At 58.2% G+C, this 24,679-nt stretch carries 16 protein-coding genes; 6 read left to right on the top strand and 10 right to left on the bottom strand.

Annotated features, from left to right (window positions below):
* Window positions 1–671: 671 nt before the first annotated feature.
* Window positions 672–830 carry a DUF3309 family protein gene (locus EE949_RS15000; protein WP_080238018.1) on the bottom strand — a complete coding sequence of 53 codons (159 nt, stop codon included), beginning with the start codon at window positions 828–830 and terminating at the stop codon, window positions 672–674.
* 230 nt (window positions 831–1,060) lie between these two features.
* On the opposite strand from EE949_RS15000, the gene EE949_RS14995 reads away from it, so the two are divergent.
* The 4 genes from EE949_RS14995 to csrA all read left to right on the top strand — a co-directional run bounded on the left by EE949_RS14995 (window position 1,061) and on the right by csrA (window position 3,255).
* Entirely contained in the window at window positions 1,061–1,432 is a 372-nt protein-coding gene (locus tag EE949_RS14995; RefSeq protein WP_122664988.1) for a DUF2784 domain-containing protein, read from the top strand.
* A gap of 116 nt (window positions 1,433–1,548) precedes the next feature.
* Complete coding sequence (locus EE949_RS14990) at window positions 1,549–2,364, top strand: SDR family oxidoreductase (RefSeq protein ID WP_122664987.1); 816 nt, start codon at window positions 1,549–1,551, stop codon at window positions 2,362–2,364.
* A gap of 189 nt (window positions 2,365–2,553) precedes the next feature.
* Window positions 2,554–2,886 (top strand): YnfA family protein, encoded by a 333-nt coding sequence (locus tag EE949_RS14985; protein ID WP_122664986.1) that lies wholly within the window; start codon window positions 2,554–2,556, stop codon window positions 2,884–2,886.
* Window positions 2,887–3,036: 150 nt separating this feature from the next.
* On the top strand, window positions 3,037–3,255 hold the full coding sequence (gene csrA / locus EE949_RS14980) for a carbon storage regulator CsrA (RefSeq protein ID WP_122664985.1): 219 nt from the start codon (window positions 3,037–3,039) through the stop codon (window positions 3,253–3,255).
* Here the strand turns inward: csrA and EE949_RS14975 are convergent, their stop codons facing one another.
* The 8 genes from EE949_RS14975 to mnmC form a co-directional block, all read right to left on the bottom strand.
* On the bottom strand, window positions 3,256–3,483 hold the full coding sequence (locus tag EE949_RS14975) for a YheU family protein (RefSeq protein WP_087265449.1): 228 nt from the start codon (window positions 3,481–3,483) through the stop codon (window positions 3,256–3,258).
* A gap of 435 nt (window positions 3,484–3,918) precedes the next feature.
* Window positions 3,919–5,121: an osmoprotectant NAGGN system M42 family peptidase gene (locus EE949_RS14970; protein ID WP_122664984.1), complete on the bottom strand. Its 1,203-nt coding sequence runs from the start codon at window positions 5,119–5,121 to the stop codon at window positions 3,919–3,921.
* Window positions 5,122–5,293: 172 nt separating this feature from the next.
* The gene (gene ngg, locus EE949_RS14965; protein WP_122664983.1) at window positions 5,294–7,042 is read right to left on the bottom strand and encodes an N-acetylglutaminylglutamine synthetase; all 1,749 of its coding nucleotides are present in this window, start codon (window positions 7,040–7,042) and stop codon (window positions 5,294–5,296) included.
* A 3-nt stretch (window positions 7,043–7,045) separates the two neighbouring features.
* Window positions 7,046–8,818 (bottom strand): N-acetylglutaminylglutamine amidotransferase, encoded by a 1,773-nt coding sequence (locus tag EE949_RS14960; protein WP_122664982.1) that lies wholly within the window; start codon window positions 8,816–8,818, stop codon window positions 7,046–7,048.
* Window positions 8,819–9,109: 291 nt separating this feature from the next.
* Window positions 9,110–10,183: a lipocalin-like domain-containing protein gene (locus tag EE949_RS14955; RefSeq protein ID WP_122664981.1), complete on the bottom strand. Its 1,074-nt coding sequence runs from the start codon at window positions 10,181–10,183 to the stop codon at window positions 9,110–9,112.
* Complete coding sequence (locus tag EE949_RS14950; protein ID WP_122665006.1) at window positions 10,173–12,653, bottom strand: ABC transporter permease; 2,481 nt, start codon at window positions 12,651–12,653, stop codon at window positions 10,173–10,175. The genes EE949_RS14955 and EE949_RS14950 overlap by 11 nt, the downstream gene beginning before the upstream one ends.
* 1 nt (window position 12,654) lies before the next feature.
* Window positions 12,655–13,323 carry an ABC transporter ATP-binding protein gene (locus EE949_RS14945; protein WP_122664980.1) on the bottom strand — a complete coding sequence of 223 codons (669 nt, stop codon included), beginning with the start codon at window positions 13,321–13,323 and terminating at the stop codon, window positions 12,655–12,657.
* An 824-nt stretch (window positions 13,324–14,147) separates the two neighbouring features.
* The gene (mnmC, locus tag EE949_RS14935; RefSeq protein ID WP_122665005.1) at window positions 14,148–16,124 is read right to left on the bottom strand and encodes a bifunctional tRNA (5-methylaminomethyl-2-thiouridine)(34)-methyltransferase MnmD/FAD-dependent 5-carboxymethylaminomethyl-2-thiouridine(34) oxidoreductase MnmC; all 1,977 of its coding nucleotides are present in this window, start codon (window positions 16,122–16,124) and stop codon (window positions 14,148–14,150) included.
* Window positions 16,125–16,726: 602 nt separating this feature from the next.
* Between mnmC and EE949_RS14930 the strand changes: the two genes are divergently transcribed.
* Window positions 16,727–21,460, top strand: a complete 4,734-nt coding sequence (locus EE949_RS14930) for a dermonecrotic toxin domain-containing protein (RefSeq protein ID WP_122664979.1) — start codon at window positions 16,727–16,729, stop codon at window positions 21,458–21,460.
* A 223-nt stretch (window positions 21,461–21,683) separates the two neighbouring features.
* Entirely contained in the window at window positions 21,684–23,180 is a 1,497-nt protein-coding gene (pap, locus tag EE949_RS14925) for a polyphosphate:AMP phosphotransferase (protein WP_122664978.1), read from the top strand.
* A gap of 142 nt (window positions 23,181–23,322) precedes the next feature.
* Here pap and EE949_RS14920 read toward each other — a convergent pair whose 3' ends face one another.
* Complete coding sequence (locus EE949_RS14920) at window positions 23,323–24,672, bottom strand: HlyD family type I secretion periplasmic adaptor subunit (RefSeq protein ID WP_122664977.1); 1,350 nt, start codon at window positions 24,670–24,672, stop codon at window positions 23,323–23,325.
* Window positions 24,673–24,679: the final 7 nt, after the last annotated feature.

Raw genomic sequence — 24,679 nt, 5'->3', positions numbered from 1 at the left:
ACACGGCCCTGTAGGAGCGAGCTTGCTCGCGATAGCGGTCCCACTGTTGAAAAATCATCGTCTGACCAGGTGCAATCGCGAGCAAGCTCACTCCTACAGTCAACAAGCATTCCAATCATAGAGTTTAATTGTTACTGCCAGGAGCTGCCCCGCGTCCTTGACACCGCGCTGTCGCCCAGCAAACACCGCCCTGTAGGAGCGAGCTTGCTCGCGATAGCGGTCCCACTTTTGAAAAATCATCGTCTGACCAGGTGCAATCGCGAGCAAGCTCACTCCTACAGTCAACAAGCATTCCAATCATAGAGTTGAGTTGTTACTACCATGAGCTGCCCCAGCGTCCCTGACACCGCGATATCTCGCGGTAACCACGGGCCTGTAGGAGCGAGCTTGCTCGCGATAGCGGCAGCACTGTTGAAAAATCATCGTCTGACCAGGTGCAATCGCGAGCAAGCTCACTCCTACAGAAACGCATTCCAAATCAGGTAGTTGAATTTTGTTTGATAGGTGTCATCGCGGTTTACGGCGGTCGTGATGTCGAATTGTCAGACACTTTGCCATCAAGTGGTTAGATCAAAAGTGAATCTGATAGTTAAGCGCTTAAAGTGGTTAGTTATCAATCCAATAAAAAGCCCCGCTATAAGCGGGGCTGTTTTACTGCGGGTGCGGGAACGTTATATCCGTCCCAACAGCACCAATATCAGCAGAATCACCAGGACGGTACCGATGATGCCCGATGGACCGTAGCCCCAGCTGCGGGAGTGCGGGAAGACTGGCAGACCGCCGATCAACAGCAGAATCAGGACGATGATAAGAATAGTGCCGATGCCCATGATGATTTCCTTCCTTAGTTCTTGGTAAATGGCTAGAACAGTTCAAGCTTCCGCCCGATGGCATAAAGTTTGTGCTGCTTGAATGATCCGACTGTAGGCGTTCGGAAAAAGTCCATCGAAAACGTGAGAAAGTTTACATTTTGAAAAAAGTTTATAGTGAGCGAAATCAAGTTGAACTTTAAACACTTGGAGCTGTTTCCGTTTTCGCCGTTTTGCTTGAGGACATGTACATGCTCTATCGTCTGGGCGCCGATGCTGTATTGGTCATTCATCTGCTGTTTATCGTGTTCGTGCTGTCTGGCGGACTGCTGGTTTTGCGCTGGCGCTGGGTGATGGCGTTGCATATACCGGCGATGATCTGGGGGGCAGTGGTGGAGTTCTTTCATCTTTACTGTCCGCTTACGCCTTTGGAGAACGCGCTACGTGCCCGCGCGGGCGGGGAAGGGTATGACGGGGGATTCATCGAGCACTATCTGATTGCGTTGATTTATCCGGCAGGCCTGACTCCGCAGATCCAGCTGTGGCTGGGTGCTGTAGTACTGCTGGTCAACACCGCAGTGTATGGCTGGGTCATCTTCCGTTTATGGCGCAAGCCCACGTAGGCCGTGGGTTTGCCCGTGTCATTCAGCGCCCTGATGGTGGGTAGAAGTGATGATTTCCGTGGTTACACTGGGCTCACGCTGTAAAAACATGAGCCCCTAACCACAAGGCGTTTGTTATGCAAAATCGCATCATGATCACTGGTGCAGGTTCCGGCCTGGGTCGCGAAATCGCTTTACGCTGGGCCCGGGAAGGCTGGCGCCTGGCACTGTCTGACGTCAACGATGGCGGTTTGCAGGAAACCCTGAAAGTGGTGCGGGAGGCCGGTGGTGATGGCTTCGTTCAGCGCTGCGACGTGCGTGACTACAGTCAACTGACGGCGCTGGCTCAGGCGTGCGAAGAGAAGTTTGGCGGTATCGACATTATCGTCAATAACGCTGGCGTGGCTTCGGGAGGCCTTTTCAATGAGCTGTCTCTGGAAGACTGGGACTGGCAGATCGCGATCAATCTCATGGGCGTGGTCAAAGGCTGCAAGGCCTTTTTGCCGATGCTTGAAGCGAGCAAAGGCAAGATCATCAATATTGCGTCCATGGCTGCCCTGATGCAGGGGCCTGCCATGAGCAATTACAACGTCGCCAAGGCCGGTGTCGTGGCTCTTTCCGAGAGTTTACTGGTTGAATTGAGTGCGCAGGAAGTGAGCGTTCATGTCGTGTGTCCGTCGTTTTTCCAGACCAACTTGCTGGATTCTTTCCGTGGGCCAACGCCGGCCATGAAAGCTCAAGTTGGCAAGTTGCTGGAAAGCTCGCCGATTACAGCCTCGGACATTGCCGATTACATCTACGAACACGTCGCGCAAGGCGAATTCATGATCCTCCCCCACGAACAAGGGCGCATGGCCTGGCAACTGAAGCAGAAAAACCCCCAGGCGCTGTACGACGAGATGACGAGCATGTGCGCGAAAATGCGGGCGAAGGCGCGGCAGGGTAGGGAATAGATAACCGGCGATGAAATGCAATCTCTGTGGGAGCCGTCCAGACCAAGCACCGCTCCCATATGAAATCGTATTCCGGCTCAGCCGTGATGGTGTTGACGGATGCTGTCCTTGGGCCGCATGCCTTTCGTTACATCCCCTGTTTTCTGATACGGTTGCCGCCATCCATCGCAACCGTTGAAGAGAATCTCTGTGCTCAATTACCTGTGGTTTTTCCTCGCGGCGCTGTTTGAGATCGCGGGCTGCTATGCATTCTGGATGTGGCTACGCCAGGGCAAAAGCGCACTCTGGGTGATTCCGGCGTTGATCAGCCTGACCGTGTTCGCAGTCTTGCTGACCCGTGTCGAAGCAGCGTACGCAGGGCGTGCTTATGCGGCGTATGGCGGGATCTACATCATCGCGTCCATAGCCTGGCTGGGAATCATAGAGCGGGTCAGGCCCCTGACATCGGACTGGCTGGGCGCAGCACTTTGCGTCATTGGCGCGAGCATCATTCTGCTCGGTCCGCGTTGGTCTGCGCAGTAAGTTTTCCTACCTAATTCGTCGTTAAGTAAGACATTTCTGTCAGTTAAATCTGGCGGAGATGAAGGACGTTACTGAATTTATCCAGGCCAATTGATGCCTGGAGACAGGCCATGCAATCTGCTCTTCGGTTAACAATAAGAGAGCAGGGATATGCTGGTTATAGTGCGCGAAACAGGAGAGGTGTTCTCGATCGGCGAAGAGATCACCGTACAAGTCCTGGCTATTCACGGGAATCAGATACGCTTGGGGATTGAAGCTCCACGGCATGTCAAGGTTCACCGGGCCGAAGTCTATGAGCGTATTGCCAAGAGGCTTTCGAGTCAGTCGAAGGTCAAGGTTGAAGGGGAAGTACCCGACACCAGTTCATGATCAGTCGAAAAATTCTTTTGGAACGTCGTGCTTGAGCATGAGCTGGCACTGCTGACTTTCCAGGTCGAAAAAAATCACCGCCTGACCTTTGCTCAGTGCATGACGTACACGCAGGACTCGGGTTTCCAGCGGGGTTTCGTCGCCATTGTCGGTTCCGTCACGGGTCACGAAATCTTCAATCAGACGGGTAAGGGTGTCAGCTTCGAGTTGGTCGTGGGGGATCAGCATGGGCGCTCTCGCATCAATTCCCGGCGATGATAGTGCCGATGTCTGAAAAAAGCAGGGAGATTTTCCCAGACGCAGATAGGAGGAAGTTGTGAACCCGAACGGTACAGACTGTGTGAAAACTACTGCAGGCTGGGCACCTTCGGTGCTACGCGCACAATACTGCGTTAAAAACAGCCGAAAAATGCTCATTTAGAACATCTAGAGTCGGACGCGACCCCGGCCGTTTTTCGGCTGTTTTTGCCTTGTCTTGCCGTCGCTCGCTACGTTTTCACACCGTCTGGGTAGGAGCGAATTCATTCGCGAATGCGGTGTTCCAGTACATAAATCCATAGCGACTGTACGTGCCTCTTCGCGAATGAATTCGCTCCCACGGGAGACTCTGTGTTTTCAGGCAAACACAGAGTCTCCCGTGAAGGTGTTTTTCCGCTCTAAGCGTTACTCGACTTCTTCCCGGTTCTGCCCCACCAGGCTATCGACGCTCGGTACCCGGGTATCGGTTTCCATCTGCGCATCGTGCTCGATCTGATGGCTGAAACGCTCAAGCGAAGACTGCGCGGGCTGCGCGTCGCTGGCAAAGACCGGCGGGCTGAGCATGTAGGCACCCAGCAGGCGGCTCAGCGCGGCCAGGCTATCGATGTGAGTCCGCTCGTAACCATGCGTGGCGTCACAGCCGAACGCGAGCAGCGCGGTACGAATGTCGTGACCTGCGGTGACTGCTGAGTGGGCATCACTGAAGTAATAGCGGAACATGTCGCGACGCACCGGCAGCTCATTCTCAGAGCCCAGACGCAGCAGGTGGCGGGACAGGTGATAGTCGTAAGGGCCACCGGAATCCTGCATCGCCACGCTGACCGCGTGTTCGCTTGAGTGCTGACCCGGCGCAACGGGCGCGATATCGATGCCGACGAACTCACTGACATCCCAAGGCAGCACTCCCGCAGCGCCGGTGCCGGTTTCCTCGGTGATGGTGAACAGCGGGTGGCAATCAATCTGCGGCTCGGCACCACTGTCAACAATGGCTTTGAGTGCGGCCAGCAGCGCGGCGACACCGGCTTTGTCGTCCAGGTGGCGGGCGCTGATATGGCCGCTCTCGGTGAACTCCGGCAGCGGGTCAAACGCTACGAAGTCGCCGATACCTACACCCAGAGATTCGCAATCGGCTTTGGTGGTGCTGTAAGCATCAAGACGCAGCTCGACGTGATCCCAACTGATGGGCATTTCGTCGACAGCCGTGTTGAACGCATGACCGGAGGCCATCAACGGCAGCACGCTGCCGCGAATCACACCATGGTCAGTAAACACGCTGACCCGGCTGCCTTCGGCAAAGCGACTCGACCAGCAGCCAATCGGTGCCAGTGACAAGCGACCGTTTTCTTTCACCTCTCGCACGGCGGCGCCAATGGTGTCCAGGTGGGCAGATACCGCCCGATCAGGGCTGTTTTGCTTGCCTTTGAGGGTGGCGCGAATGGTGCCGCGCCGCGTCAGCTCAAAAGGGATACCCAGTTCTTCAAGGCGCTCGGCGACGTAGCGCACGATGGTGTCGGTGAAGCCTGTAGGGCTTGGGATCGCGAGCATTTCCAACAGGACTTTCTGCAGGTAGTTCAGATCCGGTTCGGGGATAGTTTTTGCAGTCGTCATGGGGGTACTCCTGAGATACATAGTGCTGCTGGAGGCCGAAGTCGGATCTCCTGTGGGAGCGAATTCATTCGCGAAAGCGGTGTGTCAGATGGCTTTGTGCTGACTGACCTGTCGCTTTCGCGGATGAATCCGCTCCCACAGGTTCAACGTCGGCCTGTGGAAGCGTGGTTATTCACACGTGCGCAGGCAAGCTGTGCGGGAACAGCAGATCGACAAACTTTTCTGCCGTCGGTTGCGGTTCATGGTTGGCGAGGCCGACGCGTTCGTTGGCCTCGATGAAAACGTACTCGGGCTGATCGGCGGCCGGGACCATCAGGTCCAGGCCCACCACCGGGATGTCCAGCGCACGGGCGGCGCGGATGGCGGCGTCGCTGAGCACCGGGTGCAGAATCGACGTTACATCCTCCAGACAGCCACCGGTGTGCAGGTTGGCAGTGCGGCGTACCGCCAGACGTTCGTCCATGGGCAACACGCTGCCGAACTCGTAACCGGCATCACGCACCGTGCGTTCGGTTTCTTCGTCCATGGGGATCTTGCTTTCGCCACTGGTCGCTGCCGCACGGCGGCGACTCTGGGCTTCGATCAACTGGCCTATGGTGTGGCGACCATCGCCCACCACTTCTGCCGGCCGGCGGATGGCTGCGGCAACCACTTCAAAGCCGATCACGACAATGCGCAGATCCAGCCCCTCGTGGAAGCTTTCCAGAATGACCCGGGTGTCGAACTGTTTGGCGCGCTCGATGGCGCCGTGCATTTCTTCGACGGTCTGCAGATTGACGGCAACGCCTTGACCCTGTTCGCCGTCCAGCGGTTTGACAACAATCTGCTGATGCGCTTCAAGAAACGCCCGATCAGCCTCGTCGTCACCGGCCCGTTGTTGCGCAGGTAACTTCAGGCCTGCCGCTTTCAGGGCTTTGTGGGTCAGGCTTTTGTCCTGGCACAAAGTCATGCTGACTGCGCTGGTCAGGTCGCTCAACGATTCCCGGCAACGAATTCGGCGTCCGCCATAAGCAAGGGTAAACAAGCCTGCTTCAGCGTCATCGACTTGTACTTCAATACCGCGACGATGAGCTTCTTCGACAATGATCCGCGCATATGGATTGAAGTCCGCCTGCGGGCCCGGGCCGAGGAACAGCACTTCGTTGATACCGTTTTTGCGCTTGATGGCGAAAGTCGGCAGGTTACGAAAGCCCAGCTTGGCGTACAGCGCCTTGGCTTGCTGATTGTCATGCAACACCGACAGGTCCAGATAACTCAGGCCACGGCTCATGAAATGCTCAATAAGGTGACGCACCAGCACTTCGCCAACACCGGGGCGCGTGCATTGCGGGTCTACGGCCAGACACCAGAGGCTGCTGCCGTTTTCCGGATCGTTGAACGCTTTATGGTGATTGAGGCCCATGACGCTGCCAATCACCGCGTTAGTCGTTTCGTCCTCGGCCAGCCAATACACCGGCCCGCCCTGATGACGCGGGGTCAGCAATTCGGGGTCGATGGGCAGCATGCCCCGCGCGATGTACAGATTGTTGATGGCCTGCCAATCGGCACTGTTCTGCGCCCGACGAATTCGAAAGCCGCGAAACACTCGCTGCGCGGGACGGTAATCGCTGAACCACAGGCGCAACGTGTCCGACGGGTCGAGAAACAATTGCTGAGGCGATTGAGCCAGTACCTGCTGCGGGGCCGCGACATACAACGCAATATCGCGTTCGCCAGGTTTCTCGTTGAGCAGTTCGTTGGCCAGTGCGGCCGGGTCAGGGTACGTATGGCCGATCAGCAGTCGGCCCCAGCCGCAATGCAGGGCAAGCGGCTTGGCTTCGTTGTCGCTGCCGTCCTCTGCAAAGCGCGCTTGAAGCCGTTCATACGAAGGCGACTGGCCGCGCAACAGGCGCTGGCTGTAGGTCGTCGAGTGCTGTTTCATTAATCAGAGTCCTTGTTCGCTGAGCCACAGGTTCAGCGCTGCCAACTGCCACAACTTGGAGCCGCGCAGAGGCGTCAGTTGACCTTCCGGGTTGGTCAACAGTTTGTCGATCATGGCCGGGTTGAACAGGCCACGATCCTGGCTTGGGTCAACCAGCAAGTCGCGTACCCAACCCAGCGTCGCACCTTCCAGATGCTTGAGGCCCGGTACCGGGAAGTAACCTTTTTTGCGGTCGATCACTTCCGAAGGAATGACCAGGCGCGCTGCTTCTTTCAGCACCTGTTTGCCGCCGTCGGGCAGCTTGAATTTGCCGGGAATGCGCGCCGACAGTTCCACCAGGCGATAGTCGAGGAACGGCGTACGTGCTTCCAGGCCCCAGGCCATGGTCATGTTGTCCACGCGCTTGACCGGGTCATCAACCAGCATGATCGTGCTGTCCAGACGTAACGCCTTATCTACCGCCGCATCAGCACCTGGCTGAGCGAAATGCTCACGGACGAAATCGCCCGCTGCGTCATTGGCAGTCAGCCATTTAGGCTGCACGGTGGCTGCGTACTCGTCGTAACTGCGATCGACAAACGCATCGCGATAAGCCGCAACCGGATCGGCAGCGCCATCCACTTGCGGATACCAGTGATAACCGGCGAACAGTTCGTCCGCGCCCTGGCCGCTTTGCACCACTTTGCAGTGCTTGGACACTTCGCGGGACAGCAGATAGAACGCGATGCAGTCGTGACTGACCATCGGCTCGCTCATGGCGCGAAACGCCGCAGGCAACTGCTCGATAATCTCGTGTTCCTGAATGCGCAACTGATGGTGGTTGGTGCCGTAATGCTTGGCGATCAGGTCCGAATACTGAAACTCGTCACCCCGCTCGCCGCCTGCATCTTCAAAGCCGATGGAGAAGGTCGACAGATTCTCGACGCCGACTTCACGCAACAGACCGACCAACATGCTCGAATCGACACCGCCGGAAAGCAATACACCGACATCAACCGCCGCACGTTGACGAATTGCCACCGCTTCGCGGGTGCTGTCGAGCACACGATCACGCCAGTCTTCCAGCGTCAGGTTGGCTTCGTCGGCATGCGGGCCGTAAGGCAGGCGCCACCAGACTTTCTGCTCGGTCTTGCCGTGGGCATCAATGCGCATCCAGCTGGCAGGTGCAAGCTTCTCGACACCGGCTAGCAAGGTGCGCGGGGCAGGGACCACTGCGTGGAAGTTCAGGTAGTGATTGAGTGCCACCGGGTCGAGCATGCCGCTGATGTCGCCACCTTTGAGCAGGGCTGGCAGCGTCGATGCGAAACGCAGGCGCTTGTCAGTGCGCGAGAAATACAGCGGCTTGACGCCCAGTCGGTCACGAGCGATGAACAGCTCCTGCTTGTCGCGATTCCAGATCGCAAAGGCGAACATGCCATTGAGCTTGGGCAGTAAGTCCACGCCCCAGGCGTGATAGCCCTTGAGCAACACTTCGGTGTCGCCTTCGGAATGGAACTGGTAACCCAGGTTTTGTAGCTCGGTCCGCAGTTCCGGATAGTTATACACCGCACCGTTGAAAGCCATTGAGAGGCCCAGATGGCTGTCGATCATCGGCTGCGCAGAGCCGTCCGACAGGTCCATGATTTTCAGACGGCGATGACCAAGGGCAATCGGCCCCTGGCTGTGAAACCCCCACGCATCCGGGCCGCGAGGCGCCAGCTCATGGGTAATGCGTTCAACAGCGGCCAGATCCGCTGGTTGATGGTCGAAACGTAGTTCACCTGCTAATCCGCACATAAGTCCTTACCGGTTTTCCGTTGGGGAAGGTGGCTGAGAAAGTGCAGCCACCCAGAAACTGACCCATGGGAAACGGGGGAGTTTTAGATCAATCGGTTATAAGGGCTTCAGTGCGGGCTAGATTTGGGTTCAATTCCTGTATGAACTTTGCAATGCATTACCCCGTGGGAGCAGAGCTTGCTCGCGATAAGAACACCGCGGTCTACCCGAAATCGAGTCCAGCCATATCGCGAGCAAGCTCTACTCCTACAGAGGATCATCCAAGGCACTTGCACTCTAGGCGTGCAGCCATCAATACCCGGTCATCTCCAGATAGCCCACGCCCTTGTGGCTGCCGCTCAAGGTAATCGGGCCTTCCCAGTAGGGGATCTGCAGGTCCATCCAGGCTTTGGGGTTCAGGGCTTCGGTGATGATTTCCAGATCCTTGCCAGGGATTTTTACCGACCAGCGGGTCGGCATGTCATGACCCGCAACGCGGGTGTTGGCCAACGGCGACAGGCTGATGTCCCTGCCGCTCAACAACTGCGTATTGCCGTCGACACCGATCCATGTTCCGGTCAGGTAGGGCTCGCCCTGTTTTTGGCGCATGCGATACAGCATCAACTCTTCGCCACTGTCCAGATGCACGGAGAACCAGTCCCAGCCGGTCTGGTTGGCGGTCAACGGCTGGCTGCTCCATTCCCGGTCCAGCCACGCCGGGCCGCTGACGCGATAACGTTTGCCAGCGATAGTCAGTTCGCCGTCGGCTTGAAAGTACGGCTGGCTGTAGTAATACGAAGCCTGACCCTGTTCGGATTTCTGGCTGAAGCCCTGTGTGCCTTGCAGCACCAGCGGCTTGCTGGCTGTCAGGTGGAGCTGATAAGCGAACTGCGGCCCTTTTGCTTGCAATTGTATGTCGGCCAACGGGTCTGCCGTGGTCGAATCGCTACGCAGTGCCCACTCGTCGATCCACGCTGAAAATGGCGTGAGATTTACACCTGCCTGTTCGATACCCCCCCGTGCATAGCGCTCCGCCGCGTAGTGTTGCGTGGCCGAGGTCACCGCGGCGTGGCCCATCCAGATCGTTCCGTCATTCCAGCCCGAGCCCTCGGCACCCGCGCGCAATGCATTGCGGAACAGCGTCCATTGCACGCCGAAGTCCTGCCCTTGCTCGTCCTTGAGGTTGGCGGTGATGTACCACCATTCGATGCGGAATCCCGGATGCGGGCCGTGATCCTTCGGAAAGGCGAACTGGCGGCCCGGCGTGACCGGGGTGAACTGTTCTGCCTGAGTGCCCAGACCGGCGAAGCCCTGTTCTGGCTCGGCAGGTTTATCACAGCCAACAAGGGCCAGGAGAATCAGCGGTACCAGCCAGTTAAGCTTCATTGGCAAAGGTCCTCAGCAGGTCGGCAGGGCGAGTGCGCGACAGCTTCAACAGTGGCCATGCAGAGGCGAGCAGGGTGGCAAGCAGTGCCAGCGCGGCCAATTGCAGGAGCTGCATCGGGAAGATATGCAGCGGCAAGCGCCAGCCGAAGGCCTGCACGTTGATCACGGCATCCAGGCACCACGCCAGCAGCAAGCCCAGTGGCAAGGCCAGGATCAGTGTCAGTACCGCCAACAACCAGGTCTGGCCGAGGTTGAGCAGCATCAACTGGCGACGTGTGACACCCAGCGCCCACAACGGCGCGAGTTGGCCGAGGCGGCTTTGACTCTGGGTCAGCAGGCTGATGAACAATGCGATGCCCGCGACGGCGAGGGTCAGGCTGTTCAGCGCGGCGGTAGCCGCGAAGGTGCGTTCAAAGATCTGCGTGGACCAGCCTTTGAGTTGGGTCTGATCAATGATGTGGTTGTCGTCCAGCGCGAATCGTCGTTGCAGCTCGCTGACCAGCGCGGGCACGACGGCCGGATCGATGCGCAGGTTGAAGCGATTGGCAGCCAGTTGTGGCCAGTGGCTCAGCAAGCGTTGCGCGTTGACCAGCAAGTGGCCTTTGGGATTGCCGTAGTCGGCGTAGACACCCACGATGCGTGGCGTCCACTGGCCGTCCGGGGCGGGAATCACCAGGCTTTCGCCGACGCTCAGTTTCAGGCGACGGGCCAGTTGTTCGCTGATCATCACGCTATCACTCTGGACCAGTTGGTCCCACGGATCGCCGCTGGCGGCCTCCAGCAGTGGCCAATGTTCGCGGTAGGTTGAATGATCCACCACGCCGAACAGGTCCGCTGGCCAACCCTCCAGTTGAACCGCCACTTGCCAGTTAGGCAGTATCGCGCCAACGCTGGGTTGCTGCGCGAGCCAGGCTTGCAGCTCGGGCGCTTGGGCGGCATTTTGCGGGGTGACGTACAACTCGGCAGTCAGCCTTTGTTCCAGCCAGTTGCCGAAGGTTTGCCGGAAGCCGGACGTCATGCTCCCAGCTCCGATATTGGCCGCCAGCGCGAGCAGCAAGGCCATCAATGCCAGGCTCAGGGCGGGCAGTTGCTGACGGCAATCAGCCAGAAACCATTGGCCCAATACTGAACGACTGCGCCCCAGTAACACCTTGAGCAGACTGTTGAGCACCACCGGCAGGCCCAGAGCCGCAGCCAGCAGCAGGGCACCTGTCAACACAAAGCCAGCCGCGAGGCTGTCACCCAGCACCAGTGCGGCCAGTGCAATGATTGCGGCACCGCCAGCCACCCAGCCCTGGCGGCGCAACCAGCGGCTGTGGGCCTGATGCCAGGCCTGTGGGTTGGCCAGTGCCAGCAAGGGCAGGCGCGCCGCACGCAGCAAACTGCTGACGCCAGCCAGCAATGCACCCAACACACTCAAGCCAAGGCCGCCCAGCCACCAGACCGGACTCAGGCTCAGTTGCCCGGCGACCTCAGCGCCATACAAGCCGCGCAGGCTGGCAGCAACATCGGGCAGCAGCAGACTCGCCAACAGATAGCCACTGGCAATCCCGAGCAGCCCGCCGAGCAGGGCCAAAACCCCTAACTCCATGCCCAGCGCTGCAATCAGCATTCTGGCGCTGACCCCGCAGGCGCGAAGGTTGCGCAGCAGACCCCGGCGCTGCTCCAGCGCCAGACCGATGGCCGCATGCACAATGAACAGACCCACGATGAAGGCCAGCACGCCCAATGCGTTCAGGTTCAGGTGGAAACTTTCAGTGAGGCGCGTCAGATTGTTCTCTTCGCCGCTTTTCTTCAGTTGAAGCAGGCCGTTCAATTCAGCTGGTAAAGGCGGATTGCTCGCGGCGAAGTCTTTGGGCAGCAGCAGACGTGACACTTGATTGGGCATCTGCAGCAATGGCTGAGCGAAGCCGATATCCGTGAGCAGTACGCCGGGCGCCATGCCGACTCGACTGTGCAGCGGTGGCAGGCGCTGGCCGTTGCTGGTCAGTGGTTGTTGCCCCTCATGTAGGCCCAGCGCTTGCAGTGTCTGGGTCGCGATCCAGGTCTGGCCGGGTGGGGTGAGGAAATCAACGATCCCGTTCAGATCAAGTGTCTGTCCGGCCACCGCTGTACCGCTGGGCAATGACACCGGTTCAATGCCCATCAGTTGCACACGGCGGCCTTCCAGCCCTCGAAGGGAGATCCGGCCCTGTACCACGGGCGACACCGGCCAGCCCTCACGGCGCAGACTGATAAAGACGTCCTGCGAGAACGCCCCGTTGTTGGCGGTGGCCAGACTGCTTTGCGGTTCGCCGCCGATCAGTTGGCTGGCCTGGGCGTAGCTCTGCCGCGCCTGACTGTTGAGCGCTTGCACACCGGTCAACAGCGCAGTGGCCAGCCACAGTCCCGTCAGTACGCTGAAAAACTGCACCGGGTGACGTCGCCAGTGGCTGAGCAGGGCCCGCAGCGTCCAGTAGAAAACCCGCACTTCAGCGACCGCTCTCGGTTGCCAGACGGCCATGATGCAGGATCACTTTCTGAGCCAGTCGCTCGGCCACTCGAGGGCTGTGGGTGACCATCAACAGGCTGATGGAGCTGTCGGCCAGCAGGTCCAGGAGCAATTGCAGGACTTCATCGCTGGTGGCTTCATCGAGGTTGCCGGTGGGCTCATCGGCCAGCAGCAGACCCGGTCGAGACGCCAGCGCCCGGCCAATCGCAACCCGCTGTTGTTGGCCGCCTGACAGTTGCTCGGGATAGCGTTTGAGCAAGTCACCAAGACCCAGTCGTTCCACCAGTTGCGCCTGCCATTGCGGCTCATAACGCCCGGCCAACCGCGCCTGAAATGCCAGATTGTCTTCAACCTTGAGGCTGCCGATCAGGTTGAATTGCTGAAACACCAGGCCGATTTCCGTACGGCGCCAGTTGGCGAGTTGTGATTCGCTCATAAGATCCAGCCGCTGCCCGGCAATCTCGATCTGCCCCTCGTCGGCCTGATCAAGGCCGGCCACCATATGCAGTAACGTGCTTTTGCCGCTGCCGGATTCGCCCATCAAGGCGAGACTGCTGCCTTTCTGCAGAGATAAATCCACTCCACGCAAAACTGCCAGTGGACCTTGGGCAGTGGCGTAGCTCTTGAAGACATTTTTTACTTCAAGCATGGGGGGCTCGATTGGCGGGTTGGGAGGGGAGGATAGCAATATTGTGTACATATCCGTTTTTGCGTTCATGGCTGATATTGGTTGCGCTTTTACAGCGCCTCACTTTTGAAAAGAGCCCAAAAGTAAGCAAAACGCTCTTGCCCCATCACTTGGCACCTCGCTGGTGCTCGGTGTACCCGCCCGCAGATCCTGAAGCGTGGGCCGCCGCAACGGGCCATCCATGGCCCAATGCGGCTAACCCGGCGTCCTGCCGGGTTGCCCACGCTTCAGAATCTGCGTTCGGCCAGCGTGATTTAACGGGGCGCCTCAGATCAAAATCAGAAGCGCGGCGGCCTGACAGCCGACCTGGTTGTGTGAGCTTTCCGGTTTTCTGTAGGAGCTGCCGAAGGCTGCGAAGCGGTGTGTCAGATGTCAAATGCGTTGGTTGTGGTGACGTCTCGCGAACAAGTTCGCTCCTACCGTTCCGCGGTGAAACCGCTGTTTTTGATCTGCTTTTGATTTTGATCTGAGGCGCCCCGTTAAACCACGCCGGCCGGAATTCGACATTGCTGCGTGGGGCTAACCGGCAGGGATGCCGGTTTAGCCGCCTCAGGCCATGGATGGCCGGTGGCGGCGGCCCCACGCAGCAATGTCGGATTACGGGCATGCCGAGCACCAGCGAGGCACCCAGTGGTGGGGCAAGAGCGCTTTGGTTACTTTTGTCTGGGCCGGCTTCCGGATTTTCGAAAGTGACGCGCTGTAAAAGCGCAACCAATACTAGCCGTTACCTCATCAACGGATATGTACACTGAACCCGAGCGCGACCAGGCCAAGCCAAGTCGTAACTATTTCCCCCGAATCAACTCCCGCAACATAAACCGATTCGGATGACACGCCTCAGCCACACTGCGGGGCAATGGCAGCGGCTCATTGTCGAGCCAAGCGGCAAGTAGCTCGGCGCACAAGGGCGCGGTGATCAGGCCACGAGAGCCATGACCGCTATTGATGTACAAACCATCCAGCCAAGGGCAGGGCGTTTCGGGGATCTGCCGAGCGTCCTTGCCAAGGGCGGCATAAGCCTGGACGAACGCGTCCCTGTCCGCCAACGGCCCGATGATCGGCAGATAGTCCGGGCTGGTACACCGGAAAGCAGCTCGCCCCTCTAACTGTTCTGCCGACAAACCAGCGACACCGAGACGCTCACTCAAGTCCGCCGAGATTTCCTGCAATAACTGTAGATTGCCCAGATGATCGGCCGTCGTGGTGCTCAAGTCTTCATTGGTGAAATCAAAACTGGCCCCCAAGGTATGTTCACCCAACCTTGCCGGAGCGACGTAGCCTTCAGCACAGACCACTGTGTTCAGCGCTTTGCTGGCCTCGGTTTGCGTTAAACGCGTGATCTGTCCGCGAATACGCTTGAGCGGTAACGAAGCGCTCAAGGGGAATTGCCTGATGTCGGCTGCTCCGGCAAGCACTACGACTTCTGCCTGATCCAGCAACTCCTCGCCATCCCATGCTTGCCATTGGCCTGATTCACGGCGCAGTTCGACGATGTTTCGATGAGTTTGCAAACGAATATTTTCGTGGCCGACATGCGCACGGCACAAGGCTGGCGGATGCACCCAGCCCCCCTCAGGGAAGAACAAACCGCCATTTTCCAGCGCTATGCCACTGCGTGCTTCGGCGGCCGGTTGATCAACCTGATGCAACAACTCTTCAGGAAACGCCGCCGCCAGTTGCGCCTGGCGCTGGGCTTCCTTGTCGTTAAAGGCCAGTTGCAACACACCGCAGGCATCCCAGTCCACGCCCCTTTGCAGACGTTCGAGAATGCGCCGGGTATAACCAAAACCACTGAGTATCAGTTGCGACAACGCCGTGCCGTGGGCCGATAGCTTCAGGTAAAGCACACCTTGTGGATTACCCGACGCTTCCTGCGCAAGGTCGCTGTGGCGTTCTATCAAGGTCACTCGCCAGCCCCTTGCCGCAAGGCTTGCAGCGGTGGTGCAGCCAGCCATGCCGCCGCCAATGACTAGTGCTTTCCGGTCGCCGGTCAGCGGCGCAGGGCGGGAGAACCAGGGTTTGCTCGCTGGCACTGGCGGTGCCTCTTCCGGCCAGCCAAGGAAGGTGCCGCGCAGCACTTCCCATTTGTGACCAATGCCAGGCACTCGCTTCATTTTGAAGCGTGCGGCATTCAGCGCACGGCGTACCCAGCCAGTACTGGTGAAGGTACCAATCGTCGAGTTCGGCGCAGCCAGTCGGGCCAGTTCGGCGAACAACTCGGGTGTCCACATTTCCGGGTTTTTCGCCGGAGCGAAGCCATCCAGAAACCACGCGTCAATTTGCCCGTCCAGCTGCGGCAGCATGTCCAGCACATCACCGATCAGCAGGGTCAGCGTCACGCGTCCGTCGTCGAACACCAGACGCTGAAAACCCTCATGCACCGCCACATACTGCTCCAGTAACGGCTCGGAAAAGGGCAACAGCTCTGGCCACAGTGCGAGGGCGCGCTTGAGGTCTGACTGGCTCAGCGGGAATTTTTCGACGCTGACAAAGTGCAGTCGGGCCGATGCGGGGGCGCACTCGGCGAACAGTTGCCAGGCGCAGAGAAAATTCAGCCCGGTCCCGAAGCCCGTCTCGCCAATCACCAACCGACCGCCCAACGGCAATGCGCTGAAACGATCACGCAGATCGTTTTGCACCAGAAATACGTGTCGGGTTTCTTCAAGGCCTGCCCCGGTCGCGAAGTAGACGTCGGAGAACTCCCGGGAAAGAGGGTTGCCCTGTTCGTCCCAGTCGATCTGGGCATGGCGGGTGATGGTCACGGTATGGCTCGGCTTGTGTGCGGGGGCGTGCATCTTAGCGCAGCAAGCACCACACCTGTAGGCGCTGCTGAAGGTTGCGGGCGAGCGCTGTCGGGGGCTCTGGGCGATTGCTTGGCAAATAACACTAAATTTATCTGAGTCTACACAGGACCTGTGCAGACTGTGTGAAAACTACTGCAGGCTGGGCACCTTCGGTGCTACGCGCACAATACTGCGTTAAAAACAGGCGAAAAATGCTCATTTAGAACACCTAGAGTCGGACGCGACCCCGGCCGTTTTTCGCCTGTTTTTGCCTTGTCTTGCCGTCGCTCGCTACGTTTTCACACAGTCTGTGTAGGACCGGATTTATCCGGGAAGGCTGCATTCCAGCCGACGATGATGTGCCGGATGCACTGGCCTTTTCCCGGATGAATCCGGTCCCGCACGTCCAGTGTTTGCTGAACGACAACGCCGTTTCAGGGCTTCGGTACGATCTTCTAAAGGGATAGCCGGAGTGTATGGCCTGGCATGAAGCCGCAAAGCCCCATGCTGGTATTAACTATCTACCCCCTTAGGCACGACTAAACCTGATCACGTGCAGACTCTTCTATAGGAGTCATGCAATGAGAAAACCTGTAATCCAACCCCACCAGCGTCACATCAAAAATACCCTGCCATCCTGGTACGTCTATACCACCGCTGAACTGCGTCAGCGATTGCATCGCGACATGTTGCGCAGCCATCACCTTCGCGAGCAGGTGAGCAAGGCCCTGAGCGGTATGCAGGATCTAATGGCCTTCGCCCGCCCTTTACTGACCCGTGCGCTCAACGAGGCATTCGGGCCGGGCCTGGATATCGACCGTGATCACTTTCGCCATGTCCGTTTTGCGGACACTTGGTTGCCGCTGCCAAGCAAGTTGGTGGAGCGCCGCTTTACCGTGCAATCGTTACTGGAAGCTGCGTTGCAGAACTACCATCAGGAGGAGGTTGATGAAGTCACTGGCGACTCGGTGATTTATCACGGCAAGCCCAATCTTGCGAACTTCGCTTCGGGTGCCAGTTACCCTCATGCCCTGAAGGTATCGCCAGCGAAGTTCATGGCGTTATGTCGAAGCCTGGATATTGGCGGTCAATACCAGAATCATCTCAAGTCTGTATTGGAGCCGGTTTCAGGCCCGCTGGCGACGGGTGCGCTGGGTACTACGCAGATCAAGGATGTGCTGAGTCATCAAGTGCGTAATGCCTTGTATGTCGAGGCGCACCTTGCCTACATGCAAGGGCGCGATGTGCTTTCCTGGGAGGCTTATCGTTCAGTCCTGTCAGCCATCGGGCACCGGGCGGAGCAGGGGCGGGCGCAGGCCCTGGATATCCAGCATCTGACGCTGCTCGGTTTTTCCGTGCGCGACGTTCTGGTGTTCCAGGCCCGCAGCCTGAGCGGCTGTGTGGTGTATATGCCGGGCGACCCGACGGCCCCCCTCAAGGAATACGATTCACTGGATCAGTTCGTGAAAGAGCTGCGCACAAAACTGAGGGCTGGCGACTATCAGCGTTATTTCTCCGGTTTTATTGCGCAGCGGCGCAGGGCCGAGTTTCTCGGCAGGCTTCGTGCGTGCTTGACGCCGATGCGCGAGCGTCGGGTGCCAGGGGATACAGGGTTGATACCCAGAATGTGGCTGGTGCCAGAGGTCGATGCAGATGCCGATCTGCAACCGATCGCCGAGACCATTCCTTATCCACTGCTGGAGTATTTGTATTTTCAGCGAATGCTGCGCATCAAGGACGATGCCAGAGCGTTGGCTGTGCCTACCGGCGATGAAGATGAAGCGTCACGTCGTGCGCGGCTGGCTCACTGCCTGGCGTTAGGCATGAACGTGGCCAATCTGGCTGCTTTGTTCGTGCCGGTGCTGGGCGAACTCATGATGGTCGTCGCGGGGGCGCAACTGCTGGTCGATACCTTTGAAGGCGTCGAAGCATGGGCGCTCGGCGATATGGATCAGGCCCTTGAACACCTGGCCAGCGTTGCGGAAAACCTGGCAATGCTTGCAGTGTTTGCTGCTGCGGGTAAAGCCGCGTCTTCAGGTGAACTGCCAGCGATCAAGGACTCCTCGTTTGTGGGCAATATGATCCCGGTCAAGCTGGACAATGGCCAGATGCGCCTATGGTCGGTGGACCCCAAGCCCTTCGCTGTCGATATCACGCTGCCGACGGGTGCGACGCCCAGCGCAGAAGGTATCTTTGAACACCAAGGCGTCAAATACATCGGGTTGCAAGGCCGGTTCTATCGGGTAGAGCTGGACACTGCACTGAATAAATGGCGAATCAAGCCGCCTCGCGGCAGGCGTTTTTCTCCAAAACTGGAGCACAACAGTGCAGGCGCCTGGCGACATGAAGGTGAAAACCCGTTGCTGTGGGATTTGAAAACCTCGTTCCGGCGTCTGGGCTACTCGGTGACGGATTTGTCCGCGCAAGCCGTTGAAGACGTTCTGAGCGTAACCGGTACTGATCAGGCGTTGCTCACCACGTTGCATCTTGAGAATCAGCCACCGCCCGGAGCGTTGACGGATACCGTTGAACGTTTCGCGCTGAACGAGCGTGTGATGCAGATGAACGCCGAGTCTGCGCCGTTGCTGTTTGAGCGTCTCAATCAAGTGCGCGAAGCCAGCAATGACCCTCTGGTGCAACTGATAAGAAGGGATTTCCCGGGGATGACCGGAGCAGCAGCCCGCGAGTTACTGCTTGAAGCCAGTGCGGAGCAATTGGGGGCAATGCAAACAACGCAGTCAATCCCTGTGAATATTGCCGGAAGGGCGCGTGGTTATTTGCAGCAAACCCGGATCAATCAGGCCCTGGAGGGCTTTTTTCTGCAATCGAGGGCGGGCAGCCCCGACACGCTGAAACTGTCTTTGCATGGGTTGAAGCAGCTGCCGGGATGGCCTGCTGACCTGCGGATTGAAATCAGGGATGGTGCGTTTGGCGGGCCCTTGCTGGAGGGCGTGGGCGAGCGCTCCACCACTCGACGCCGGATTCTTGTCAAGCAGGGCAATCGCTACACGCCTTGCGATACGACTGGTAAAGAACTGGCACCTCAGGGGGAATTCTTTACGGCTGTGGTGAACGCATTGCCCGGCGATGTACTGCGTGACATCGGCATCACAGAGGCCGCTGCGCTGAGTAAACGCATTGTCAGTGAGGCAACCGGGCAACGCGGGCGGGTAGCGCAGACGCTTGGCCTGCAGGAAATCACTCCCGGTTTCCGTGGCCCGACACGTCTGGCGGATCGGCGGCTGGGTTACGAGTTGAGCGGGCGAGGTGCGGCGCTGCCCGATTTGCCAGTTGAGTCTGTTGACTTGATTACAGCGATGAACATCCTTTATCCGGAAGCGCCCGATCTGGCAACCCATGTGCAAAATCTGATGTTGCGGGGCTGGGACATTCCGCAATTGGTGGAAATGACCCGGGCCAGATTGCAGTCCTGGGAAGTGATGCGCAGTGCGCTGGAAGGTTGGGTAAACCCTAGCGGTCCCGGACCTTCAATCAGCAACGAGCGATTGGCTGTTCGCCGGGTCGTCGCGGATGCGTTGGGGCGTACCTGGCGATTCAGTGATCTGCTATCGCCTATGCACTCCAGAAACCTCTTGCTGGAGAACCTCGACCTTACCGGGCTTTCCGATATGCCCGATCTGCCTGCCCACTATTCGCAGGTTCATTATCTGACACTGAATACTGTCACGGGTGAAGCTGAGGATATCAACCGCTTCCTGGGACGTTTTCCCGCGGTTAACCGGCTGGAAATACTCGGCCGTGGTTTGACTGCAATACCTGAGGGCATAGCGGGTATGGAGGATTTGGTTCACTTGTCACTTGAACGCATGGGGCTGACCATTGATCAGCAGTCCATGGACCTGTTCATGAGGATGCGGGCTCTGGATGACCTTGATCTGACCGGTAATATACTCGGGGAAATTACCGACGTCGGTCGCCTGCGTATCTCAACACTCTGGCTCAACGAAACGGGATTGACTCAGTGGCCCGCATGGGTCGACAGCCTTCCTTTGCAGACGCTGGATATCAGCGACAACCAGATTGTGCATCTGCCAGATTACATCCTCGATAACAGCATGGGGCAGCCGTCGCAGATGACCATTCATGCGTATGACAACCCTATCGATAATGAGGAACTGCGCAGGTTCTGGGTCAATGATCGCGGTTACGACATGACCTATCGTCTTGAATACGACTTCCCGGAGGATATCCGTGACCTGGTGGTGGATACCACCTCCAGCGATGACGAAGCCTCGTCGGACGAGGATGTTGATTGGCATACCCACAACGCTGGTCATACGCCTCTTGCGCCCCCTGTGCCCGTGGCGGATATCTGGGTTGTCGAAGGGCGCACTGAACTGAATTCAAGGTTGAGCGTTGCCTGGCAAACGGTGGAAGAGGCAGCGGATGCGCCCAACCTGCTGATATTGCTGCAGCGCCTTCAAGAGGCTCCGGATTTCCAGCGCTTTCATGAAGAGCTGGCCAATGACGTGATGAGGGTGCTCGAAGCAGCGGCGGAAAATCCGACGCTGCGTGCTGAGCTGGAAGTCATGGCCAATGATCGGCTGTTTGGTGCTGATCAGACCTGCGAGGACGGCGCGAGGCTTATTTTCAGCGACATCCAGGTGGCAGTTTATGCCCAGAGGGAGTTGCAGGAAGTACCTGAGGCGCAGCATACCGAAGTGCTGTTTCGGGTCATGCGTGGCCTGTTTCGTCTGAATGAGGTACAGGCCATCGCCGATCTGGAAATCGCCAGCAGGGAAAGTCGCGGCGTTCATGTTGACCATGCCGAAGTCCGTATGGCGTATCGAATCGGTCTGGCTCCCGATTTGAACTTGCCGGGTCAGCCGTTGAGCATGGCCTGGAGCCGACTGGCTTCGGTGGATCGTCAGGCGATTCTTGCGGCGCGGCGTTTGGTGCTGGAGCGCGAAATCGGCGATGAGTTTGTCACCTACGCGCTGGCTGATCGTCGCTGGACCGAACGCTTGCGCGCGGAGCATCAGGCTGACCTGGTGCGGGTGACTGCTTCCATCAGGGAGCAAATGGATGCCCTCGAGGAACACCCACCCATTGATATTGCCGAGGACCTGCGTCGGCGCAGCGAGGTCAACGCACGTCTGGTCGCTGCCCAGTTTGCGAACGACCTGCAAGCTGTGGTTCGGGAGAATCATGAGCTTGAACAACTGATCGCCAACCCGCCGATTGATAACGATGAATACGACCGACAGGGCCGAGCGCTGATCGCCAGTCTGAACGCGGCCGAAAAGGCTCTGCTTGAGCAATTGATCCACAACATGCGCCAACGATGGTTCTGATTCATTGATCCATCCCCGGCAACTTTGCCGGGGATGGATTAGTCTCAGGGTTATTACCGAGTCTTAAGCAGGTGGAGGACCTGTAGGAGTGAGCTTGCTCGCGATAGCGCCACGTCAGACGATATCTATCAACGTACAAAACCTCATCGCGAGCAAGCTCACTCCTACAGGGATTAACGTCGTTTCAGATGTTTACAGGGTCCAGGCCAGAGAGGAGTCATGCATGTTCGAATCCGCTGAAATCGGTCACGTCATCGCCAAGGAAACTTACGACGCTGAAGTTCCGGCTTTGCGCGAGGCGTTGCTGGAAGCGCAATACGATCTTCATGAGCAGGGCAAGCGCCAGATCATCGTATTGATCAATGGCATTGAAGGCGCGGGCAAGGGCGAAACGGTCAAGCTGTTGAATGAATGGATGGACCCTCGTTATATCGAGGTACGCACCTTTGATCAGCAGACGGATGAAGAGTTGGCGCATCCCACCGCTTGGCGTTATTGGCGGCAATTGCCCGCCAAAGGCCGGATGGGTGTTTTCTTCGGCAACTGGTACAGCCAGATGCTGCAGGGGCGAGTTCACGGGTTATTCAAGGATGCGGTGCTGGATCAGGCCATCAATGGCTCCGAGCGTCTTGAAAAAATGCTCACCGATGAAGGCGCGCTGATTTTCAAGTTCTGGTTTCATCTGTCGAAGAAACAGATGAAATCGCGCCTCAAACAGCTCAAGGACGACCCGTTGCACAGTTGGCGCATCAGCCCGCTCGACTGGCAGCAATCCAAAACCTACGACAAGTTTGTCCGTTACGGTGAGCGTGTTCTACGGCGCACCAGTCGCGAGTATGCGCCGTGGCACGTCATCGAGGGTGTTGATCCGTATTACCGCAGCCTGACCGTGGGCCGTTTGCTGCTTGAGGGCATGCAAGCGGCGTTGAACGCTCCCAAGGCCACTTCGCAACCGCTGAGCATTGGGCCGCTGGCGCATAACCACGATGAAGTAACCCTGCTGGGCAGCCTCGACATGAGCCTGAGCCTGGACAAGGACGATTACGAAGAGCAACTGATTACCGAACAGGCGCGGCTGTCGGGCAATATTCGCGACAAGCGCATGCGTAAACATGCGTTGGTTGCAGTGTTCGAAGGCAACGACGCGGCAGGTAAGGGCGGGGCAATTCGCCGGGTGGCGGCGGCGCTCGACCCACGCCAATACAACATTGTGCCAATCGCCGCGCCCAGTGAAGACGAGCGCGCTCAGCCCTACCTATGGCGTTTCTGGCGACAGATTCCGGCGCGGGGCAAATTCACAGTGTTTGATCGTTCCTGGTACGGCCGGGTGCTGGTGGAGCGGGTCGAAGGTTTCTGCAGCGAGGCTGACTGGTTAAGAGCCTATGGCGAGATCAACGACTTCGAAGAGCAACTGACCGACGCCGGAATCGTGGTGGTCAAGTTCTGGCTGGCCATTGACGAAAAAACCCAGCTGGACCGGTTCAAGGCCCGGGAGAAGATCCCTTTCAAACGTCACAAGATTACCGACGAAGACTGGCGCAACCGCGAAAAATGGCCGCAGTATCGTGAAGCGGTGGGCGATATGGTCGATCGCACCAGCACCGAAATTGCGCCGTGGACACTGGTTGAAGCCAATGACAAACGCTGGGCGCGGGTGAAGGTCCTGCGCACCCTCAACGAAGCGCTGGAAGCAGCGTTTGCCCGGGATAAGAAGAAGTAAGTGCTGGGATGGCAGCACCGACGCTATCGCGAGCAAGCTCGACTCCTACAGTCGACGGCATACCCCTGTAGGAGTCGAGCTTGCTCGCGATAGCGATTTTAGGTCCTCGGACTTCGGGCTGATTCAACCCGGGAGCCAACCATCACCGCTCGCGCATCGCCTCTGTCCTCGCCTTCAATACCGGCTTCAACAAGTAGTCCATCACGCTTTTCTCGCCGGTGATGATATCCACGGTGGCGATCATGCCGGGGATGATCAGCAGCGGTTTGTCGTCGCTGCCCAGGTGATTACGATCGGTGCGCACCTGAATCAGATAGAAGCTGTTGCCCTTGTCATCCGTCGTCGTGTCCGCCCCGATCAGTTCAAGCTTTGCCGGGAGCCCGCCATAGATCGTGTAGTCGTAAGCACTGAACTTGACCATGGCCTTCTGGCCCGGGTGCAGAAAGGCAACGTCCTGCGGTCGCACTTTTGCTTCGATCAACAGGTTGTCTTCCAGCGGCACTATTTCCACCAGATCGCTGCCTGGCTGGACCACGCCGCCAATGGTGTTGACCTTGAGCATCTTGACGATGCCGCGCACCGGCGATACCACGGTCGTACGGCTGACCCTGTCGTCAATGGCAACACTGGTGGCGGTGATTTTCGCCAGCTCTGAACGCCGCTCATTGAGTTCTTTCGACGCGTCCGAGCGGAAGGTCATTTCTGATTCCTGCACCTTGCTCTTGATCTCGTTGATCGCGGCTTCAGCCCGGGGAATGGCTAGCGTCGCGGCTTCCAGAGAGCCTCTGATATCCACTGCGCTGCGTTTCAGACGAAGGATTTCCACTGGTGAGACGGCACCGGAGGCCACCAGTGGCGACGACATGTTCAGTTCCTGCTGAACCAGTCCCAGGCTGCTGCGGTACTGCTCTTGCTTGGCGCGAAACTCGGCCAGTTCTTGAGTCTTCTGTCGCAGTTGCTCGTTCAGCGTACGTTGCTCGCTGGTCAAGCGGCGCTGCCGGGATTGGTAGAGTGACAACTCATCCCTCGCCGTTTGCGACGCCTTGGCGACGATCTCGTCCGAAAGCTTGAACGGCCAGCCCTGCGACTCCGCTGAAAGACGTTCCACTTGAGCGCTCAAGGTGTAGCGATCAACTTCACTTTCGCCCTTGTTGGAAAGAAAGCGCGTGTCATCCAGACGCAACAGCGTGTCGCCTTTGTTCACCAGTTGCCCTTCACGGACAAAAATGCCGGTGACGATGCCGCCTTCCAGGTTCTGGATAATCTGCACTTTGCTCGAAGGAATGGCTTTGCCTTCGCCCATGGTGACTTCCTGAAGTACGGCGAATTTGGCCCAGACCAGCGCAGTCAGCATCAGGCTTGCGACCACCCAGACGGTGATGCGCGATTTGCGTGGCGAGTCCTGAGCCATGGCGCCGGCCAGATACGGCATGAATTCGAGGTCGTCGCGCAGGCGCGGATTGAAGTAACGCGGAGAAGTAGAGGCGGGCATAAGTGAT

This window comes from Pseudomonas viridiflava (assembly GCF_900602065.1).
In the GTDB taxonomy this organism is placed as follows: domain Bacteria; phylum Pseudomonadota; class Gammaproteobacteria; order Pseudomonadales; family Pseudomonadaceae; genus Aquipseudomonas.
This window is presented reverse-complemented; position numbering and strand designations above follow the sequence as displayed.

What these genes read in the sequence shown, in the direction of transcription:
- EE949_RS14990 (WP_122664987.1), top strand. Translation starts at nt 1,549, where the DNA reads ATGCAAAATCGCATCATGATCACTGGTGCAGGTTCCGGCCTGGGTCGC.
- EE949_RS14930 (WP_122664979.1), top strand. Translation starts at nt 16,727, where the DNA reads ATGAGAAAACCTGTAATCCAACCCCACCAGCGTCACATCAAAAATACC.
- EE949_RS14920 (WP_122664977.1), bottom strand. Translation starts at nt 24,672, where the DNA reads ATGCCCGCCTCTACTTCTCCGCGTTACTTCAATCCGCGCCTGCGCGAC.
- EE949_RS15000 (WP_080238018.1), bottom strand. Translation starts at nt 830, where the DNA reads ATGGGCATCGGCACTATTCTTATCATCGTCCTGATTCTGCTGTTGATC.
- csrA (WP_122664985.1), top strand. Translation starts at nt 3,037, where the DNA reads ATGCTGGTTATAGTGCGCGAAACAGGAGAGGTGTTCTCGATCGGCGAA.
- EE949_RS14995 (WP_122664988.1), top strand. Translation starts at nt 1,061, where the DNA reads ATGCTCTATCGTCTGGGCGCCGATGCTGTATTGGTCATTCATCTGCTG.
- EE949_RS14975 (WP_087265449.1), bottom strand. Translation starts at nt 3,483, where the DNA reads ATGCTGATCCCCCACGACCAACTCGAAGCTGACACCCTTACCCGTCTG.
- EE949_RS14960 (WP_122664982.1), bottom strand. Translation starts at nt 8,818, where the DNA reads ATGTGCGGATTAGCAGGTGAACTACGTTTCGACCATCAACCAGCGGAT.
- EE949_RS14945 (WP_122664980.1), bottom strand. Translation starts at nt 13,323, where the DNA reads ATGCTTGAAGTAAAAAATGTCTTCAAGAGCTACGCCACTGCCCAAGGT.
- pap (WP_122664978.1), top strand. Translation starts at nt 21,684, where the DNA reads ATGTTCGAATCCGCTGAAATCGGTCACGTCATCGCCAAGGAAACTTAC.
- EE949_RS14955 (WP_122664981.1), bottom strand. Translation starts at nt 10,183, where the DNA reads ATGAAGCTTAACTGGCTGGTACCGCTGATTCTCCTGGCCCTTGTTGGC.
- ngg (WP_122664983.1), bottom strand. Translation starts at nt 7,042, where the DNA reads ATGAAACAGCACTCGACGACCTACAGCCAGCGCCTGTTGCGCGGCCAG.
- EE949_RS14970 (WP_122664984.1), bottom strand. Translation starts at nt 5,121, where the DNA reads ATGACGACTGCAAAAACTATCCCCGAACCGGATCTGAACTACCTGCAG.